Annotated in this window: 13 protein-coding genes and 1 tRNA gene; 13 read left to right on the top strand and 1 reads right to left on the bottom strand. The window is 34.2% G+C overall.

What is annotated here, in order from left to right; translation table 11 throughout:
* The first annotated feature begins 223 nt into the window (after positions 1 to 223).
* The 8 genes from PZ898_RS11345 to PZ898_RS11310 all read left to right on the top strand — a co-directional run bounded on the left by PZ898_RS11345 (position 224) and on the right by PZ898_RS11310 (position 15,874).
* Positions 224 to 3,190, top strand: a complete 2,967-nt coding sequence (locus tag PZ898_RS11345) for an ATP-binding protein (RefSeq protein ID WP_277695532.1) — start codon at positions 224 to 226, stop codon at positions 3,188 to 3,190.
* Positions 3,187 to 3,801 (top strand): response regulator transcription factor, encoded by a 615-nt coding sequence (locus PZ898_RS11340; protein ID WP_062672558.1) that lies wholly within the window; start codon positions 3,187 to 3,189, stop codon positions 3,799 to 3,801. The genes PZ898_RS11345 and PZ898_RS11340 overlap by 4 nt, the downstream gene beginning before the upstream one ends.
* Before the next feature lie 386 nt (positions 3,802 to 4,187).
* A complete protein-coding gene (locus PZ898_RS11335; protein ID WP_034696101.1) occupies positions 4,188 to 5,606 on the top strand; it encodes an amino acid permease in 1,419 nt (472 codons plus the stop codon).
* A 225-nt stretch (positions 5,607 to 5,831) separates the two neighbouring features.
* Positions 5,832 to 6,464, top strand: a complete 633-nt coding sequence (locus PZ898_RS11330; protein WP_062672539.1) for a DUF308 domain-containing protein — start codon at positions 5,832 to 5,834, stop codon at positions 6,462 to 6,464.
* Positions 6,465 to 6,950: 486 nt separating this feature from the next.
* On the top strand, positions 6,951 to 7,937 hold the full coding sequence (locus PZ898_RS11325; RefSeq protein WP_062672535.1) for a hypothetical protein: 987 nt from the start codon (positions 6,951 to 6,953) through the stop codon (positions 7,935 to 7,937).
* A 4-nt stretch (positions 7,938 to 7,941) separates the two neighbouring features.
* Positions 7,942 to 8,427, top strand: a complete 486-nt coding sequence (locus PZ898_RS11320) for a hypothetical protein (RefSeq protein ID WP_277695531.1) — start codon at positions 7,942 to 7,944, stop codon at positions 8,425 to 8,427.
* Positions 8,428 to 8,523: 96 nt separating this feature from the next.
* A complete protein-coding gene (locus tag PZ898_RS11315) occupies positions 8,524 to 15,378 on the top strand; it encodes an RHS repeat-associated core domain-containing protein (RefSeq protein WP_277695530.1) in 6,855 nt (2,284 codons plus the stop codon).
* A 4-nt stretch (positions 15,379 to 15,382) separates the two neighbouring features.
* Entirely contained in the window at positions 15,383 to 15,874 is a 492-nt protein-coding gene (locus tag PZ898_RS11310; protein WP_062672529.1) for a hypothetical protein, read from the top strand.
* A 314-nt stretch (positions 15,875 to 16,188) separates the two neighbouring features.
* Here the strand turns inward: PZ898_RS11310 and PZ898_RS11305 are convergent.
* Positions 16,189 to 16,259: transfer RNA gene (locus PZ898_RS11305), tRNA-Gln, on the bottom strand.
* A gap of 100 nt (positions 16,260 to 16,359) precedes the next feature.
* On the opposite strand from PZ898_RS11305, the gene PZ898_RS11300 reads away from it, so the two are divergent.
* The 5 genes from PZ898_RS11300 to PZ898_RS11280 all read left to right on the top strand — a co-directional run bounded on the left by PZ898_RS11300 (position 16,360) and on the right by PZ898_RS11280 (position 20,460).
* Entirely contained in the window at positions 16,360 to 17,388 is a 1,029-nt protein-coding gene (locus PZ898_RS11300; protein WP_277695529.1) for an AMP-binding protein, read from the top strand.
* 30 nt (positions 17,389 to 17,418) lie between these two features.
* Entirely contained in the window at positions 17,419 to 17,811 is a 393-nt protein-coding gene (gene arfB / locus PZ898_RS11295; RefSeq protein WP_120232933.1) for an alternative ribosome rescue aminoacyl-tRNA hydrolase ArfB, read from the top strand.
* A gap of 48 nt (positions 17,812 to 17,859) precedes the next feature.
* A complete protein-coding gene (locus tag PZ898_RS11290; protein WP_147367615.1) occupies positions 17,860 to 18,501 on the top strand; it encodes an outer membrane beta-barrel protein in 642 nt (213 codons plus the stop codon).
* Positions 18,502 to 18,797: 296 nt separating this feature from the next.
* Complete coding sequence (locus PZ898_RS11285) at positions 18,798 to 19,178, top strand: GreA/GreB family elongation factor (RefSeq protein ID WP_123279149.1); 381 nt, start codon at positions 18,798 to 18,800, stop codon at positions 19,176 to 19,178.
* A gap of 307 nt (positions 19,179 to 19,485) precedes the next feature.
* The gene (locus PZ898_RS11280; protein WP_047097747.1) at positions 19,486 to 20,460 is read left to right on the top strand and encodes a deoxyhypusine synthase family protein; all 975 of its coding nucleotides are present in this window, start codon (positions 19,486 to 19,488) and stop codon (positions 20,458 to 20,460) included.
* Positions 20,461 to 20,547 lie beyond the last annotated feature (87 nt).

Genomic DNA, 20,547 nt, shown 5'->3' with positions numbered 1-20,547 from the left:
AGGAGATCATTTTTTTGTGAACAAAAAAGACTGTGTTTTCAGTATGCCTGATGACCATGACATTGATGAGGGAACAAATGTTTGGTTTTTCAAATTTATTATAATGAATACATTATTCATATCTAATTATGTAGAAAAAAATTCACATAATTGTGGATAAATGTTTACAATAAATTTAATTTTCTATAATATATTTGCCTTAAATATAACGCTGCCCTACTGAATGAAGCTTCTCTACTTTATTTCATTTCTGTTTTTTCTAAGTGTCAACGGGCAAAACTATACTACCCAATGGTATAACACGGATAATGGCCTTCCTCAAAACAGTATCAAGGATATTGTAAAAGATAAATATGGATTCATCTGGCTTTCTATGGAAGGTAGAATTGTACGGTATGATGGAAGCAACTTTGTTCAGTATAATAATTTCAAACTTAAAAATTTAAGCTTCGGTGATTTTTTCGGAAATATAAAAAAGGATAGTATTGCCGTTTTTAATGCTTCCGAAAAAGATCTTCTTCTGGTTTCTCAAAGAAAACCGATGGCAGTATCATCCGTTCAGATTACTAAGCCTGGGGGAACAGCCAATCAGAAAGTCTATAAACAACTTGTTAAAAATAATTTTACTGTAAGATTTATTTCTTACGTCGATTCTTATTTTATCAGGATGAAAAGTGGCTCTTACTATTTTGAAGATAACGGAATTACTTATGTTGATAAGAAAAGTAAGAAAAGTAAGAAAATTAATCTGAATTTTCCCCGTAGTAAACTAAGAAGGTTATTCATTCATGGAGATTACGTTTTTGTTGCTGATGCTGAGAATAAAAAAATACTTCAGTTGTATCAAGGAAAATATTCCTATATCAGTACTCCGTCAATGTATACTGATGCTGATACTAAAATCTATTGGCAGCAGATCACCGGACAGGTATTCATAATCAGTCATGGCAAAATATACAGAAGTGAGTTTTTAGATAAAAAGTTAAAGCTTACTTACCTGTTGGATTATAAGGATATTGATAAAGAAATTTCCGGAGCGATGTTTTATGATGAAGCAATGAACAAATTATACCTCGGGAGTTCTATTAATGGTCTTAAAATCTTAAGTCTGTCCGATTTCTCTGTTTCCAGGAAAAAATTACCGTATCAGGATGAGGTCTGTTATGCAGGGATTTCTTATGGTGGTAATTCCGTTCTGACTCAGGAAGGGATCAGATACTATTCCAATACTTCAGAAAGAATATTTCCGGCTTCTCAATCTTATGATAAGCGCTACATTTTGCAGGATAACACCGGAAATCTGATTTATCGGGAGAATAATACCATTCATATAAGGTATAAGAATACAGGATTTACAAAGTACGATTCCATTTCTTTTCAAAATAAGGAAATTGATGGCCTGTATAAAAGTGGAGGGCTGTATATGGCATCACTGGTCAGTGGAAAAGAATCTTATCTCTATATGTTTAAGCAGGATCGTTTTAAAGAAATCGAACGAATTATTCCTTGTAAAGATAATATTGATTCTGTTTTAAGATATAACAAAGATCTGCTTTACCTGGGAAGCAGCGGCGGAATCTATGTTTATTCTCTTATCGGAAATAAAACAGAGAAACTGATTGGGAAAGGCCTTCCTGTAAAACAAATCATCCGGACCAAAGATGGGAATATCTGGTTTACAACATACAACAGAGGACTTTACTTGATAAAAGATCAAAAAGCGGTCAGAGTTCCATCCGATAAAAATGATTTTCTGGCGAATGCTCACTTTTTGATGGAGGATAGGAATTCCAATTTATGGATTTCTTCCAATAATGGGTTATTTAAAGTCAATAAAAATATTCTTTTGCAACACATGAAAACTCCGAAAGGAGACATTAGTTATTACCGTTACACCAAAAAGCAGGGACTGTCGAATAATGAGTTCAACGGAAGTGCGAATCCCTCTGCTCATGAGCTGAAAGATGGGCAGCTTGTATTTCCTTCCATGGAAGGTTTTGTGTTTTTTAATCCTGAAAATATCAAAACCTATTATCCCGGAAGTGAGGATTTTTATCTGGAAAGGGCAAGAGTAAAAGGGAAGATGATTCAGCTGAAAAATAGTCTGTTTCTTGAATGCGGTTATAAAAACGCAGAAGTTTATATAGACATTCCTTACTATTCAGATCTGGAAAATGTCTATTTACAGGCTAAACTTGATACTGAAGACAGTTCATGGGTAAATATCAAAAATGATAAAACATTCCGAATAGCTACTATTGAACCTGGTACTTATAATCTTCTCGTTAGATTTTTATCTTCCGAAACCGGGAAATTCGTTTATAAAACATTCCCTGTAGAAGTGGAAGCCTATTTCTATCAAACTTTATTCTTTAAAATCCTGATTACAGGGAGTATCATTTTTATTATTCTGGTGATTGTTCAGATGAGGACAAATTTTTTAAGACTAAAAAATAAAGTCCTGAAAAATACCCTTGATCATAAAGATAAAGAACTGCTTGAAACTAATAATAAACTGAAAAATGAATCCGATTATCAAAAAAAGCTGGTCGAAAGCATCAGCCATGACATTACCACCCCTGTAAAATTTATTGCCCTTCTTTCACAGGAACTCAATCAGTCTGAAGATCCCAAAACTCAGAAAAAATATTTTGACAGCATTTATAAAACTTCAGAACAGCTGTATAAATTTACATTGAGTCTTAAAGAATATACAGAATTATACAAACAACAAAATAGTGCGGAAGAAGAGTATTCCATTTATGATCTTATTGAAACCAAAAGATTATTATTCGAAGAAATTGCAGCTCAGAAAAATACATTTATCTACAATTTTTGTGACCATCAACTTAAGATTAAACTTAATAAGAATGTTCTCCTCGCAGTTTTCCACAACATCATAGATAATGCAGTAAAGAATACTTCAAATGGAGAAATTACCATCACATCAGCTTTTACAGGATCACATGTAGAAATCCATATTGCTGATACCGGTACCGGAATGTCCGATGAACAGATGATGTATTATTCCGGGTTATTTAAGAAAAAAGAGAATGAGCATATGATTTTTAAAAATTATGGTTTAGGTCTTCATATGGTTGTTCAGCTGCTCATAAAGATGAATTCCGAAATGACTTTTCATCAAAATACTCCGCATGGAACCCTCATTAAAATCCTTATTAAAATATGACAAAAAAAATACTCATTGCAGATGACCATCATGTGGTAAGAATCGGAACAGCTATGATTCTGGAGAAAAACTTTACTCACCTTGAAGTTGATTTTGCAGAAACTTATAGCGAAGCAAAACAGAAAATTGAATCCGAAAAATATGATCTGGTCATTCTTGATATTGAACTTCCGGGAAGTCTTTTCAAATCAATGGTCAAAGAGATCAAAGGAATCTCTGAGGATACTCTTATCCTCATATTCACTTCTTACAAAGAAAATATTGCACTGCAATACATTGAAGAAGGAGCCAATGGGTTTCTGAATAAGCAGAGTGATCCCAAAAATTTTGTCAAAGTGGTGGAAGCTCTTTTCAAAGACGGCCATTATTACACACCGGAGATCATGAATGAATTGCTCAAAGGAAATAAAAAGCGAAAAGCAATTGAAAATCTATCCGAGAGAGAGCTGCAGGTTTTTAATCTTCTGGCAAAAGGAAATGGAAACCTTGAGATTGCAAATGCTCTTGACATTGAGGAGTCTACCGTAGGAACTTATAAAAGAAGGGTTTATCAGAAATTAAAAATTACCAATTTGGTTGAACTGCTGGAGATCTACAGTGAAATTCATTAATACCGTCTCTTTAAAGTCATAACATCATTACAATGCTGTGGAAAAATACCTACAGCATATGTTCGTTAAGTAGTTGTTTTGAGCGGTAAGTTAGCATCTCATTAACTTCTGTTAAACAGAAGAAGCTAATAGAAAAGTACTTTTCAAACTAAGATAACAATTCAGAAAATATCATTTATGCAGTACCAACAAACTAAACAATTGATACTGATTTAAAAGCTCTTCCAGAAGTAGAACAATGATTTTATTATTTATGTGCAAAAAAAGCCTTAGCAAATTGTTAAGGTTTTTTCTTGTCTGCTTAATAGCAGATTCTCAATTTACCCCATGGAATGTGAATTTCTCTGAAAAGTTTTTATATATTTAGCGACCGAATAATTCATTCAATGAGCAACGAAAATAAAACAGGACAAAACGAGACTTTAGTTAGAGGATTAACAAATCGACATATACAATTAATTGCGCTTGGTGGTGCCATAGGAACAGGGTTGTTTCTGGGAATTGGACCCGCTGCGGTACTGGCAGGACCCTCTGTAATCTTAGGCTATGCTTTGGCAGGAATTATTGCCTTTTTTATTATGCGTCAGCTGGGTGAAATGGTGGTTCAGGAACCTGTTTCGGGAAGTTTTAGCTACTTCGCCTACAAATATTGGGGGAATTTTCCAGGATTTGCTTCTGGCTGGAATTACTGGATTCTCTATATTCTGGTAAGTATGGCGGAACTTACCGCTATCGGACATTATATTCATTTTTGGTGGCCGGAAATACCACTCTGGGTTTCCAGTTTATTCTTCTTTATAGTCATTAATGCACTTAACCTGGCTTCTGTAAAGGTTTACGGAGAAACAGAATTCTGGTTTTCCATCATCAAGGTAGTTGCTATTATTGCCATGATTATTTTCGGAGTCTATCTTTTGATAAGTGGTACAGGAGGAGAAAAAGCGACAATTACTAATCTTTGGAATGACGGAGGTTTTTTTCCAAAAGGATTATTTAACAAAACAGAAAACGGATATTCAGGACTATTTGCAGCCATGGCAATGATCATGTTCTCATTCGGAGGCCTTGAGCTTATCGGAATAACAGCTGCAGAAGCAAAAAATCCAGAGAAAACGATTCCACAGGCAACCAACCAGGTAATCTACAGAATCCTTATTTTCTATGTAGGAGCTTTGGTTATTCTATTTTCATTAAGTCCCTGGAGAGATATTACGGAAGGATCAAGCCCGTTTGTAATGGTATTTCAAAATCTGAATGGTCTTGAATTCAGCCTTTTTGGTAAAGTCATTCAGTTCAATACATTGATCGCAAATGTGCTTAACCTGATTGTTTTAACAGCTGCTTTATCAGTGTACAACAGTAGTGTTTACAGTAACAGTAGAATGCTTTTCGGATTGGCTCAGCAGGGAAATGCTCCAAAATTTCTCAAAAAACTGAATAAAAACTCAGTGCCTACCAATGCAATCATTATATCTTCATGCTTTGCAGGGATCTGTATTATCATCAATAAATTAGTTCCGGAAAAAGCTTTTGAATATCTGATGGCTTTAGTAGTATCCACACTGATCATCAACTGGCTGATGATATGCTACACCCATTTAAAGTTTAAAAAATCAATTAATGCAGAAGGAATTCAATCAAAATTCCCGTCTATATTTTATCCGATATCCAACTATATCTGTATTGCATTCTTAATCCTGATCTTAGGATTGATGAGCATTACAGGAATGGAGATTCAGGTGATTCTGATTCCTATATGGATTGGATTTTTGTTCGTGATGTACAAATTGTACAAACCGAAGTAACAATATTAAAAACATATTTCAACATGTTTTGGAAAGGTGAAAATCAAATGGTTTTCACCTTTTTTTGTTTCTTCATAGGATAGATGCTTTAGATTTCCGCTTATTTTTCGTATATTAGTAAGAGGTTATATTTCAAATTAAGGTGAGAATTACAATCTGTTTGCAATACCTGCGGAGAAGCCGAAAACCGTTATAAAAAAGTAGGCATTATCAAAAAAGACACCTATGGCCAATTTATTTCAAACCCTTACCAATACCGTAAAACATTGGTATATTCCATTAATCTTTGGAATTCTTTTCCTTATCTGTGGTTTTTACGTATTCAGCGTACCACTGGCAACGTATGTTACACTTTCCATTTTTTTCAGTGTTTCCTTTTTATTTTCAGGAATTACAGAGATATTCTTTTCTTTACAAAACAGTAAATCCCTGCAGGGCTGGGGCTGGTTTCTTGTGAGTGGATTATTAACCACTGCAATAGGAATTTATCTTATCGCAAATCCTCAGATTTCCATGGCGGTACTTCCGTTTGTAATCGGATTTACCTTGCTGTTCCGTTCTTTTCAGCTATTAGGTTTTGCCTTTGACCTGAAAAGTATGAGAATAATGAGCTGGGGAAATGTTGCCCTTGCCAGTGTCGGAGGAATTATCTTTTCTCTACTGCTGATATTTAATCCGGTATTTACAGGATTCTCACTGGTTACCCTTACCGGTGTTGCTTTTATCTTCATGGGAATTGCTTCTATTATGCTGGCCTTAGATTTAAGAAAAGTCAAAAAGATTCCGGGAAAAATAAGTCAGGAATTGAGAGACAGGATCAAATCTATACAGGAAGAAATTGATGAGCTAAAAAAATAAAGAATAGCAGTATTTTAAATATAGAAGACCTTGAAAAAGGTCTTTTTTGTTTACTATTTTAAAAGAGTGATTAAATAATTATAATTATATCCGCCTGAATTTTATTACGACAAGTCCTGTCGTTTTGTACCAATATCTTTGTATACAAGTGATAAAATTCATGTTAATGATTATTAATATAGTTTTAATGTATGTTAGTAAATGTTAAATTTGCATCTGAAAACTCAAATCGTGAAGAGAAAAATTAATTCCCAAAGTACCTTTTTCGTTGCCATAGAACGTACTGTTTAAAGAGGATATTGCCAACAAAAATATTTTAAAGAAAACAATTTCATGAAATTTATGAAACATAAAAATATGTTTTAGAATTTCGGAGGTTACTATCGTGAATTTAAAAGACTCTTTTATCATCAATCTAAATCAATAATAAAAATCTAAAAAAGATATAGTCTATCGGCTCAATTTAAAAAAATTAACTTAAAAAATATGAAAACAAAATTATTATCGATGGCCTTATTGGCTTCATCATTTGTCTTTTCACAGCAGGCACAGACATTTTCTGAAGTTACTATACAAAACTATTCTCCTCTTTTGTATTTAAAAAGGAGTGTTAATGACGGAGGATTTATCCGAGGAATTCAAACCCAGTACCAAAATGGAGGAAATGGCTGGTTTTTTGGAGATTTGTATGGAACCTATTGGGTGGTTTCCAAAGGAGATCATAATGATGCCAAATTTCTTATTAATGAAAACGGAAATGTTGGAATAGGAACAGTTGGCCCTTTAAGTAAACTACATGTTGCGGGAACTATTATGGCAGGAGCAGGTGACTCTGTAACGGGAGTAAATGCATTTTCTATACCATATGCTAATGGCTCAATATGTAACTGGGGATCGCTTCGAAGTACTGGTTCTTCTTATATGAGTTATGGGGTCAAAGCCAGTGGTACAAATGCAGGGTGGCTTTCTAGCAGTGGAGATACCAGCTTTGTAAAAACAGCAATTACGCTTGATGATGGAGGTTTCAGACTGCTTGCCTCGTCTTCTCAGAAAGTAGCAATAGACTCGCCTGTAACGATGCCTGAAATCCTGAAGGTTTCGGCTTCAGGAAATGCTTTATTACAGGGTAAATTTGAAGCTAAAGAAATAAAAGTGACTTTAAGTCCTACTGCTGATTTTGTCTTTGCCGAAAATTATGATCTCCCAAAATTAGAAGATATTGAAAAACATATCAAAGAGAAAAAACACCTTCCTGAAATAGCTTCTGCTAAAGTAATGGAAAAAGAAGGGGTAAATGTTGGTGAATTTCAAATAAAACTTTTACAGAAAATAGAAGAACTTACCCTTTACTCGATCGAACAAAACAAACAACTAAAAGCACTTCAGCAAGAAAATAAAATTTTGAAATCTCAATCAGAAGAAATTCAAGAACTGAAAAAACAGGTTCAAATGCTTTTAAACATGAAAAAATAAAATAATGAAAAGAAAATTACTTTCTATATTTTCTCTGTTAATTGGTTTTTTAGGTTTTTCACAAACTGAAGTTTACTTTAAATATGATGAGGCAGGAAACCAGAGATACAGAGGAACTGATATAGCAGGAAAAAAGGTTGAAGAAACAGCTTTGAATGAAACTAACCTACAGGAGCAAGCAAGAACAGCCGCTGCAGTTCAACAAATACCTGCTATGGATGAAAAAACATTCTGGAAACAGATAAGACTTTATCCGGTTCCGGTAAATGATTTTTTAACCATTGACTGGACTGAAGAAGTAGATGGGCTTATAGAATCCGTTTCTCTCTACCAGCACAGTACTGTTCATTGGAAATTTCAGCAACAGAATATTCCAGAACTAAATCGTCAAGTTAGAATCAATATGACCGGATATGATTGGGGCGTTTATATTCTCCGTTTCACTTTAAAAGACGGAAGAGTCTTCGGTAGAAATGTTACAAAAAGATAGACTTACAGAAAATTCTCAAAGATAAGAGTACGGAATTATTATTCTGTGCTCAGGATATTATATCTAATTTATTAAAACATTATTATAAACACTAAAATGAAATTTTTTTCATCATTAATACTGTCTTTGTGTTCAGTATTGGTTTTTTCACAAACCATACTGTATCAGACAGAAACGGTATCCCGGACGGTTCAGGATCCACAAACAGTGGTAATGGCTCAGGGATTCCATGCTAAAGCAGGAGTTTCAAATTCCTTTGTGGCAAAAATTGGTCCTGCTACGGAAAACTCTGGAGGTGGTCCTGCTAATTCAAATGCGGGAGAAAGTAATCCAAGTGGAGCAACAGCTCCAGATAAACAGAGTTTTCATGATACAAAAGGAAAAATGGAGGTCAATGGAGGTGGACAGTTACAGTTTACCTTACCTATTGCCTTACCTCCAGGAATAAGAACAGTTGCTCCTCAGATCAACCTGGTTTACACAAGTGGTGCTGGTAATGGGATTGCCGGATACGGATGGAATTTAACGGGTATTACTTCCATTTCCAGAATGGGACGAAACATAGATAAGGATAAGGAAGCAAAAGAAATAATGATGGATTATTCCGATTATTATAGCTTTAATGGGCAAAGATTGATTTTAAAATCTGGTGAATATGGTAAAAACGGAGCAGAATATGTAACCGAAAAATATTCAAATCTTAAAATCAAGTCTTTAGGCTCCAGAAATGGAATTCAGGGGCCAATGCTTTTTCATGTCACATTTGAAGATGGCTCTCAGGCATGGTATGGAGATACAGTACATGACGATCCTGGGCATGCAAGTGCAGGCAGAACCTCTATGGAATACAATATTGTAAAATGGATGGATGTTCAGGGGAATTATATTACTTATGAGTATGAAAAAAATGCCAATATAACATCGCAGACAACTATTGCAGGAGAAGTAAGTAAAATTAAATTAATTAAATGGGGAGGAAATGAAAAATTGAGTAAACCTCATTTTAATGAAATTCAGTTTAACTATAATGTTGAGAGAACTGTAAAAGAACTCTCTTATCATCAGGGGTATTACTATAATCAGGATAAACTTCTTAATGAAATTGTTGTTAAAGCCAACTCAAGTGCTTTTAAAAGTTATAAGATAGAATATACCAATAATAATACAAGTTATCAGTTTGTTGATACTATTACTGAAATTAATGCAAATGGAGAATCTGCAAATCCTATAAAATTTGATAGAAAAGCAGATAGTTCAACAATTAAAAGTTCTGAAATCTCCAATAACTTAAACTTAGATAGTAAAAATATTGCAGACTTTGATGGAGATGGATATTTGGACCTTTTAACTTATCAAACTTCGGCAGACGGTTATTATGAATGTGTGCAATATGATGATTATGGGCATTGTGAGAGGGAAGGAGATTATATACAGCCTACGGTAGCGGGTACCTATATTACCTATAACAACTTCTTTGGGGCAAAAAAGGTAAGGGTTTCTGATATTAATTTAACAGGTGCTTTGGCAATCAATGCAACATTGGTTAATGACAAAATGAGACCTGTAAAATCCTTGTATACTCATAAAGCAGAATCTAATCAGATAAAGTTTGATAAGTATGTATTGGAAAATGAACAATATGTTCTTAATCAGTCCAAAACAGTACCATCATCATTGTATGATAAAAAATATGATTCTCCTAGCGATAATCCTCAATCTGACCGTATAACGATCAGATCTTATGTAAGGGAGTTCAGAGACATAGACGCAAATGGAGACGGGCTTTCAGAGGTGTTGTTTTCAGTAGAAAATATTACTACAATTTATCCATACAATGGTCCGATTGATGATCCTGAAGTAATAGTGGGTGATCCTACTGTACCCATCCACAGACCTGTAGAATCATATAGCAGTTTTGATTATTATATTGTGAATCCAAACACATCACAAAACGATGCGTATTGGGTAGGATCTGGTGTAAGAGATCTTTTGAAAGAAGGAATAGCAATGGACTTTGATGGAGATGGAAAAGAGAATCTTGTTGAGGTTTTGAAAGATTGGGTTAGCAGCAACTCTTTCGTAATTAATGATGCTGGGAAATACGTAATGAAATCAAATTCTGTACTTTACTACGGAGAAAAGACAGGAATGGTTTTTGGAGACTTTAATGGAGATGGAAAAATGGACTTCATGGTTCCTCAAGGGACGGAGACGTCCAATTGGAAATTATATATGAATTCTGGTAAAACACCTGTTTCGGGAAATGATAATCTTTCCTTTACAGTTCAGAATTTTGATAATTTTTCATATTATACTAAAGAGCCTGTACTTGTTGATAAAACTTACAATAGAACAGTAGCTATCTCACATTTTGCTAAAGACTTGAATGGTGATGGTAAAAGTGATTTGATTCGTTTCGAATCACAACTTTTTCAAGCTCATAAATGTTGCAAGGATTTGGACTCAAGAAGAGGATTCAAGGTTCTTGAATCAGCGGGAGTGGATATTAATGGAAATATCAAATTTGAGACAAAATATGATGAAGATCCATGGAGCATGATTTCTCAGATTGGTGCTCATTGGATTCCAATGAATGTTTCACTTCGTATCAATAAAGAAGAGAATATCTTTTTTGTAAAAGTTGAAAATCATTTATTTCGTTATACCTACTATGATATAAAAAACAGAGAGAGAATCTATGCAATTAATCAAGGAGGAATAAAAACCGAAATTGTATATAATGAAATAGATGCCAATGATGCGACTACAGCTAAGTTTTATAAACCAACTACGATTCAGACTTATCCATATGTTCAGGTAGAGCATATGCCTCAAAGCTTTATTGTTACTCAGCTTAAAGAAGAAGGAAGAAAACAGGATTTCAAATACAGAGATCTGATTGTTAACCTTCATGGTAAAGGAGTTATGGGGTACAGGCAAGCTGCCCGTTCTACATGGTATGCAGATGGTTTTGAAAATACAAAAATATGGTCAGGAGCTGAAATAGATCCCTTAAATGAAGGAGTAACTCTTAAAGAATGGTCTATCAAAACCAATGATGAGAATAAGATATTTCCGGCAACTATTTCTGAAAATAATAACGAACTTTTAAATTATAAATCTATAAATTATCAGAAAGATCAACTTTTAAATGGACAGGTAATTACCAATACTGCAGGAGTAGATAAATCAAAAATTGTAACGGCTCTGCTGCCAAAATCTACAATCACAAAAGATTTTTTAACCAATACACTTACAGCAGATAGTATTGTTTACGGAGCGTATTATCTTCTCGCGCAAACAATATCTAATGTTAATAATGATTATGCAATAACAACATCCTCCTTTGATTATAATCATAATCCTACAGCTTCTGGTTCTGATTATTTTATTGGCCGATTAAAATCGCAAACCAATACAGTACAGGCGTATGGTGATGTGAAGTCTGCAAAAGTTGAATATTCCTATGATGGTAACTTAACTAAAACTGTGAAAACATGGAATAGAGACAATTCAGGTTATTTATTAGAAACTTATGATTATGATGGATTTGGGAATGTAACAAAAACAGTCACCAGTAATAGTGTAGATGCATTAACACAAACACAAATAGCTAAATATGATCTGAAAGGAAGATTTGTAGTAAAGAAAACAGATAATCTGGGACTTGAAACCAATATTGACTATAATGATTGGGGACAAATAAAACTCCAGACCGATCCTTTAGGGAACACCCTTGAAAATATTTATGACGGTTGGGGTAAACTCTTAAAATCAAAAACAAATTTAGGAGGTACTACAACGTACCAGTATTTAAGAGATATTGATTCTAATATAACTTTGATTCAATACGATGCTGATGGAAATATTTCAAAAAAATATACTAATAAAATAGGTCAGGAATATAAGAAAGCAACCAAAAGCCTTGGACAAGGTAAATATGTTACAGTATATTCTGTATATGATATATTAGGGCGAAAAATCCGCGAGAGTGAACCTTATTTTGAGCAGGCTTCTGAAGAAATACCAGGTGATCTCCAGTGGAATGTTAATACTTATGATGATACGGTTTTCCCTGCTAAAGTAACCACTACAGGATTGGCGAAAATTAGTACCCAAGGGCTTATTACCTCTTTTACAGGGAAAAAAATGGAATCTTCTGTTTCAGGTAATATTACCTCTGTAGTGGAAGTAAACGGCTATGGAAGAACTACCACCAAAACAACTGATGCATTAGGAAATGTTATTTCCACCTCAGATAAGGGCGGAAACATATCTTTTTCATATAATGCTTCAGGTGAACAGGTGAAAGCGCAATATGCAGAGAATATTGTTACTACTAAATATGATAGTTGGGGACGAAAATCAGAGTTTAACGATCCGTCCAATGGATTATATAAATATGAATATAACGGATTTGGCCAGCCAAAGAAAACAATCAGCCCTAAAGGAACAAAAGAGTTTGTTTACAATAATTTAGGCCAACTGATTAGCCAGAAAGAAATTTCAACTGTAGATAATGGTCAGGCCACTGATAAAACAATTACCTATACTTATGATAATAAGGGAAGAGTAATCGCCAAAAACGGAACTTCAAAAGGAAAACCTTATAGCTCAAATATTTCTTTTGACCAGCAGGGAAGAGTACTGTCGTCTTCAGAAAGCAGTAATGGTAAATATTTTATTCAGAAAGGAATTACCTATGATGATAAAGGAAGAGTTATTACTTATGAAAAAAGTCTTTACTCATTAGGTGTATTTACAAAAGTAAACATCGAAAATGTTTATAATGACTGGAATGGAACGTTATCCCAGATAAAAGATAAGAATTCCGGTAAAGTATTATGGGAAATAAAAGATATTAATGCAAGAGGACAGGTTCTTAGTTCCAAACTTGGAGCTGCTAATATTACTAATGCCTATGATGGTAACGGATTTCTAATGAGTGTTAATCATTCATCACAAGTTAAATCCGGGATTTTGGATCTGGGCTACAGTTTTGATGGAGTGAAGAATGAGCTGAAAAGCAGAAGAACTTCAGGAGACTTTAATATTTTAGAATCATTTAATTATGACGATAATAATAGGCTTGTAAGCTGGACAGATCCTGTTACAGGTATTACTCCTCCTAATAGAAACGTTTATGATGCTAAGGGAAGAATAATACAAAATGATCAGGTGGGAACCATAAAATATGAAAACTCATCTAAGATCTATCAGCCTACAGGTATGACCCTGAATGCTGCAGGAACTCAAAACTATAATAACGATCTTATTCAAAGCATTACTTATAATGAGAATAACGATCCTGTCTTTATTGATGGTGAAAAAGGAGATGTGGCTTTCCAGTATGGATTGACAAGCATGAGGCAGAAAGTTACCTATGGTGGAAATTTTGATGCTGATAAAGAAGGGAAATTCACAAAGTTTTATAGTGAAGACGGAAGTTTTGAAATTATAAAAGATAATACATCTGGTAAGGAGAAACATGTTCTTTATATAGGCGGATCTCCATATGAAAGTAATATTGTTTATATAAAGAACTATGAAGAATCTGGAGGTTCATATAAGTTCTTGCACAAGGATTATTTAAGCAGTATCTTAGCTATTAGCGATGAAGCAGGAAATAAACTGGAGCAAAGGCATTTTGATGCGTGGGGTAACTTTACACATCTTCAGATTGGCAGCGGGCAAATTATTACAGATAAAAATAGTATTAACAGCACCGCATTACTATTAGAAAGAGGATATACCAGCCATGAACATTTTGCAGAAGTAGGAATTATTCATATGAATGGAAGATTATATGATCCACTACTAAGAAGATTTTTAAATGCAGATGAAAATATTCCGGATCCTACAAATACTCAGAATTATAATAAATATGGGTATGTGATGAATAACCCTCTCATGTTTAATGATCCAACTGGAGAGGAACCTTTTACATTAGCTGCTATTACTGTAGCTGCTCTTGTAAAAGCTGTAATTATTGGTGCTGCTGTAGGATTAGCTGCTTATACATTAAGTCTGGCAGTAACGGGTAATTTTGACCAGTGGAATTTATTGGGAGCCTTTAAAGCAACCTTTACAGGTGCTGTTTCAGGAGCTGTTACTTTTGGGATAGGAAGTTTGTTTACTGTGGCTGGACAAGCAGCGACAACTTTAACTGCTCTTGGTAATAGTATTAAAGAAGCTGTAGGAGGATTTGGCTTGGCAGTAGTACAGGCGGGTACTCATGCTATATCTCAAGGAATATTGAGTGTAGTACAAGGAGATACTTTCTTAAGTGGGGCAGCAGGAGGCTTCTTTGGTAGCTTAGGAGCTGCCGCTTTTGGAGAGATTGTAAAAACGGGTACCCCTAGAGTAATAGGAACTTTAGTTTTAGGATCTCTTTCAGGAGGTATTGGAGCTGAATTTGCTGGAGGAAACTTCTGGCAAGGTGCAGTGATTGGGGGAGTTGTTGCAGGATTAAATCATTTAGCACATGCTTCATATGGTCCTGGAGATGATCCCAAATCTAAGAATAATGTGAAAAAAAAGGCAGCTACAACAAAGAATATACAGCCGTTAGTGAAAAAAGCTGCACAAGTAGCAACTGTAATTGATGTTGTAGGTGATATGCCAGGAGGTGGAAAACTATTAAAATTGACTGGTAAGTCCGCAGGTAAAGCATTCCCGGTATTAGAAACAACATCAAATGTAATGGAATATTCAAATGGAGATATAAGTGGTCAGCGTTTATCATATAGATCTGTAGGCGTAGGGACCTCGATAGTAGTTGGAGCAGAAGTAGGTTCTATATTTCCTGGATACGGTTCTGCAGCAGGTGCAGTTGTAGGTGGAATATTTGGGACAGCGGAATTACTATACGATCAGTTTAATCAATATGTTAAACCAGTTATGCAACAAAAGGTGAATAATTTTAGTAATCAACTTAAATTTGCGAGATAGTCTAATGATGCAATTTCTTTTTAAAAATAAAATTTCTACATTGGGAACATTTTTAATTGTAGGATCAATTAGTTTAATATTTTATAATATTTATAAGTTTAAAAATATTAGTATAATAACTGATAGCAGTCAAAATGTTTATATTGAGAAAGAGAAACAAAAAGGTGAATTCAAATATGGTGAAACAAATTTAAATGTTTTATACCTGTATATTGAACTGAAATCAATCAGTAAAAGATTTTATATATATGAAAATGTAGGAAATGATAATGACAGTTCTTATTTGAATAATATCAAGGATAATATTTTAAAAGGAACTAAAATAAAAATTTGGGTTGATAACGATGAATTTAAAAATTATAAAGATGTAGAAATACAAAAATTAGAAATAGGAAGTACGATATTTCATAGTTTTTTTAATTATAAATATATTTTTATTGCAATTATTAGTGGTATTATATTATTGATTATTAGTAAAAAATATTCAAATTCCTAGAAGAAAAGGTAAGTTGTCCTACCATGTATTACACATAGACTTTTTTCATCAAATTATATAAGAGTGGAAGAAATTCCACTCTTATTTTTTTTATTTTATAGCTTTTTTGCCTACTGAAAATGAAATTTCAACTTTATAATCTTAATTTAAAAGATAGATTATTAAACTAGAAAACGCTTTCCGATGCGATCTAGTTCAGAAGAGGTGAAAGACGGAACATTTTTCTTTTCAGATCAGTTAAACTTTTTGTTTAACCTCCAGCTTTTGCGATTGATTTAAAAAAACAAAAACCACCCTTAAAAAAGAGTGGTTTGTAGACTCACAGGGATTCGAACCCCAGATGACTGAACCAAAATCAGTAGTGTTACCGCTACACCATGAGTCTGTGTTTGTTTTAGTGGTGCAAATTTACAGCTTTTTTCTTTACATACAAGAACTTTTTGAATTTTTTTTTAAATTTACTGTAGAATTTATTCACGGAAAACATGCTGATAGACTTCAATAATCTCAATATTAATCAATTATCATTCGATACTGAATTTGAAAAGAAAGTGAAAATTTTTCTGGAAGGATGGTTTTCAGAAAAAACAGGAGTAAATGTCCAGACATCTGGTTCTACAGGAGTGCCGAAAATTTTTGAAATTGAAAAAAAGAAAATGGTCAATTCAGCAGTGATGACCTGTAATTTTTTAGGATTAAAAGAAGGAGATACGGCATTGCTTTGCCTGCCTGTAGAATACATTTCCGGTAAAATGATGGTTGTCCGTTCTATAGAAAGAAAATTAAAATTAATAATTACCAATCCTTCTCTAAACCCTGTTGAAAATCTGGAAGAAGAAATAGACTTTTGTGCCATGACGCCTCTTCAGGTAGAAAACTCACTGGAAAAACTTCACCTGATTAAAAACCTGATTATTGGTGGTGCCGCCGTTTCAGAAAGCCTGAAAAGTAAAATTCTGCAGATGAACCTTAGTCCTTCCAACCGGATTTTTGAAACCTATGGAATGTCTGAAACCCTTTCTCATATTGGTTTGAAACAATTGATGCCTGAGCAGGAAGATTATTTTACCGTTTTTGAAAATGTATCTATTTCTTTGGATGAGAGAGGTTGTCTGAAGATCTTTGCTCCGAATATAAATGCTGAAGAATTGCAAACTAATGACTTAGTTAACATTAAGAATGAAAAACAGTTTAAATTTCTCGGAAGAATTGACAATGTGATTAATTCCGGTGGTGCAAAGATTTTTCCTGAAGCCCTTGAAGCTTTGGTAAAAAAAGAACTCCCGAACGAAGCCATATTTGTAGGGCTTCCGGATGAAAGTTTGGGTCAGAAATTGATATTGATTATAGAAGGAGATGAATCTGATGAGGTGAAAAGGAAAGTTTCAGAAGTACCATTTGAGAAAAATTTCCACAGGCCGAAAGATATTATTTTCATCAGGGAAATTCCGAGAACTCCCAACGGGAAGGTAAACAGATTGGATTTGTATAAAAATTTAAATAGAGATCTCTAGTTGATTCCGGTATCTCAAAATCTTAAAAAAATGAAAGACTTTTCAAAAGAGCTCAGTTTCAAAACTTCACGCAGCAGCGGTGCAGGAGGACAAAACGTCAATAAAGTCGAGACTGCCGTTACCGTACTTTGGAAAGTAGATGCATCAGAATTTTTTAATGAAGACGAAAAAGTATTGATTCAGCTTAAACTGAAAAACAGGATCAATGCAGACGGTTTTTTATTCCTCTCAGTATCTGAAAGCAGAACACAACTGATGAACAAAAATAAAGCCATTGAAAAAATACTTGAAATGGTAAACAAAGCACTCATTGTTCCGAAAAAAAGAACAGCGACCAAGCCTTCAAAAGGGCAGAAACAAAAAAGACTGGATAATAAGAAAAAACTTTCTGACAAAAAAGAAAACAGACGTTTCAGGTTTTAATTGGTTTCTTCTGTAGAAAATTTTATTTTTGCTGAAAACTTTAAAACCATGATAAAAAAATTAATCGTAGCTGGAGTGTTCTCAATCTCCGCCATGTCTTTCGCTCAGAAATTTTCTATCAGACCTTCCGTAGGATATGCATGGAGAACAGCAAAAACAATTTCCGGACTTAGCAAGGAAGAAAAAGACTATGTAAAAGGCCTTAAAAACGGACTGAACTTTGATATAGCTGCCCATTATGAGGTAAATAACGGTTTTGGACTTGGGTTAAAATACTCTCATTATAGTGCATCCAGTGACGGGTTTTTGCTTGGCTATGTAAATGGAATGCCTGTATCTGTTCCTGTGACTACAAAGGATAATATTACATTTTTTGGAGTTTCCGGACTTATTTCAAATGATAATTCGACTACCAGACATAAAGTATTTGCAGATATTGCATTGGGAGTACTTTCTTATACTACCAAAACTGGAGATGTAAAAGGCACAGGAAGTACTTTCGGGGCAGAAATTGATTTTGGTTACCGATATCAGATCAGTAAAAATTTCCTTATTGGACCAAAAGTTGGTTTAAGTGGTGGTACTCTGAACAAAATGAAGTTTAACGGAGTAACCTACAAATTTGATGATGACCAAAAAGAAGGTTTACATAGGGTTTCTTTAAGTGCAGCCGCTACATTCCGTTTTTAAGCTGTATCTTTGTTTGAATTAATAATAATTGATAATGACAGCAACAATCTTTTTATCTGCAGAACACCGCCGGCCAGGATTGCTGCTGTCTTTACTTTACCTTCATAAAGATTCTTTTCTGAAAAGTTCTAAGGACTTCATTATCTAAGCCCTGTCAGGATCCAAGACAGGGAATCAATCCGGATTTTATATATCACTTTTTTGCAGTTTTCTAGAGAAGAAGGCTGTCATACGTCTGTATTCTACATTGGATCGTCAGAGAATAACTGCATTTTAATTTAAAAAAATAATGAAAAATGTCCAATCATATTATTGTAACTACCGGAATTTATGATGCTATAAAAGATACACTCAGAAGAAAAAAAGTGAGTATCGGAGAAGAGAAAAGATTAGCTGAAGAGCTTAGAAAGGCAAAACAAGTGCTGAGAAGAGATCTTCCTGCCGATATTGTAACGGTTGAAAGAAAAGTAACATTAAAAGATCATACATTAGATTTTGAGCACGAATATATTTTTGTGGCATCTACCAAAGAAAAGCTTAAAAAAAATAAACATTCCATCCTGTCGGATATTGCGCTTGCAGTAGTAGGGTATAAAGTAGGAGATATTATCAACTGGCCTTTCAAAGACGGAGAAAGAAAAATTGAGATCCTGAAAGTGGAACGCTGGGAAGGATAAATCTCTGTGAATATTATTAAGTTCAATGATAATGAAAGCGTGGCTCAATTTGGGCTGCGCATTTTTTTGAATACTATATGTTATAAGGAGCAAATATTTGATCTGCGGGAATATTTCAATAAAAATTAAACTTCATCCTTGCTGAACATTTAATACTGCTCGAATTTGAATGCTCTTGCGCATTTATGTATCCAACAAAACAGCTTTAGGATTTAACAAATGATAAAAAAGACTCCTCTATCACACTTTCTTCAAGTGCTTTGATTACATTCCGTTTTTAAGTTTTATCTTTGCAAAAATTTAAAAAATGAGCAAACCGATAACTGAATTCATAGAAAAGTATTACCTGCACTTCAACGCAGCTGCATTGGTGGATGCTTCTAAAGGATATGTTGCACATCTTAAAGATGGCGGAAAAATGATGATTACTTTGGCTGGAGCAATGTCTACTGCTGAATTAGGGAAGATTCTTGCTGAAATGATCCGTCAGGGAAAAGTAGATTTTATCTCTTGTACAGGTGCTAACCTTGAAGAAGATTTAATGAATCTTGTAGCACACTCTCACTATGAAAGAGTTCCTCATTATAGAGATTTAACAGCTCAGGATGAGTGGGATCTTTTGGAAAGAGGTCTTAACAGAGTTACAGATACTTGTATCCCTGAAGAAGAAGCTTTCAGAAGATTACAAAAACATATCGTAGAAATCTGGAAAGATGCAGAAGCTAAAGGAGAAAGATATTTTCCTCACGAATTCATGTACAAAATGATCCTTTCAGGAGTATTGGAGCAGTACTATGAAATTCCTAGAGAAAACTCCTGGATGATTGCAGCTGCAGAAGCTAACTTACCAATCGTAGTTCCGGGATGGGAAGATTCTACAATGGGTAATATCTTCGCTTCTTACTGTATCAAAGGAGAGCTTAAAGCTACTACAATGAAATCAGGAATCGAATATATGACTTACCTTGCTGACTGGTATACTAAAAACTCAGGAGGAAAAGGAGTTGGATTCTTCCAGATTGGTGGAGGTATTGCAGGTGATTTCCCAATTTGTGTAGTTCCGATGTTGTATCAGGATATGGAAATGCATGACATTCCTTTCTGGTCTTATTTCTGCCAGATTTCTGACTCTACTACATCTTACGGTTCATATTCAGGAGCTGTTCCAAATGAAAAAATCACTTGGGGTAAACTGGATATCACTACACCGAAATTTATCGTTGAAAGTGATGCTACCATCTGTGCACCATTGATGTTCTCTTATATCTTAGAAAACGCTTAAGAATAAACATCTCCTAAGAGATTACAATATCAGCGCTTCAATTTATTGGAGCGCTTTTTTATTTTAGAAGTGAAACATAGATATGTT

The sequence above is a fragment of the Chryseobacterium sp. WX genome, assembly GCF_029542485.1.
Lineage (GTDB): Bacteria > Bacteroidota > Bacteroidia > Flavobacteriales > Weeksellaceae > Chryseobacterium > Chryseobacterium cucumeris.
The sequence above is the reverse complement of the archived record's forward strand: the minus strand, read 5'-3'. Positions and strand labels throughout refer to the sequence as shown.

Excerpts from the sequence above, each read along its gene's own strand:
- PZ898_RS11345 (WP_277695532.1), top strand. The coding sequence starts at position 224 with ATGAAGCTTCTCTACTTTATTTCATTTCTGTTTTTTCTAAGTGTCAAC.
- PZ898_RS11340 (WP_062672558.1), top strand. The coding sequence starts at position 3,187 with ATGACAAAAAAAATACTCATTGCAGATGACCATCATGTGGTAAGAATC.
- PZ898_RS11335 (WP_034696101.1), top strand. The coding sequence starts at position 4,188 with ATGAGCAACGAAAATAAAACAGGACAAAACGAGACTTTAGTTAGAGGA.
- PZ898_RS11330 (WP_062672539.1), top strand. The coding sequence starts at position 5,832 with ATGGCCAATTTATTTCAAACCCTTACCAATACCGTAAAACATTGGTAT.
- PZ898_RS11325 (WP_062672535.1), top strand. The coding sequence starts at position 6,951 with ATGAAAACAAAATTATTATCGATGGCCTTATTGGCTTCATCATTTGTC.
- PZ898_RS11320 (WP_277695531.1), top strand. The coding sequence starts at position 7,942 with ATGAAAAGAAAATTACTTTCTATATTTTCTCTGTTAATTGGTTTTTTA.
- PZ898_RS11315 (WP_277695530.1), top strand. The coding sequence starts at position 8,524 with ATGAAATTTTTTTCATCATTAATACTGTCTTTGTGTTCAGTATTGGTT.
- PZ898_RS11310 (WP_062672529.1), top strand. The coding sequence starts at position 15,383 with ATGATGCAATTTCTTTTTAAAAATAAAATTTCTACATTGGGAACATTT.
- PZ898_RS11300 (WP_277695529.1), top strand. The coding sequence starts at position 16,360 with ATGCTGATAGACTTCAATAATCTCAATATTAATCAATTATCATTCGAT.
- arfB (WP_120232933.1), top strand. The coding sequence starts at position 17,419 with ATGAAAGACTTTTCAAAAGAGCTCAGTTTCAAAACTTCACGCAGCAGC.
- PZ898_RS11290 (WP_147367615.1), top strand. The coding sequence starts at position 17,860 with ATGATAAAAAAATTAATCGTAGCTGGAGTGTTCTCAATCTCCGCCATG.
- PZ898_RS11285 (WP_123279149.1), top strand. The coding sequence starts at position 18,798 with ATGTCCAATCATATTATTGTAACTACCGGAATTTATGATGCTATAAAA.
- PZ898_RS11280 (WP_047097747.1), top strand. The coding sequence starts at position 19,486 with ATGAGCAAACCGATAACTGAATTCATAGAAAAGTATTACCTGCACTTC.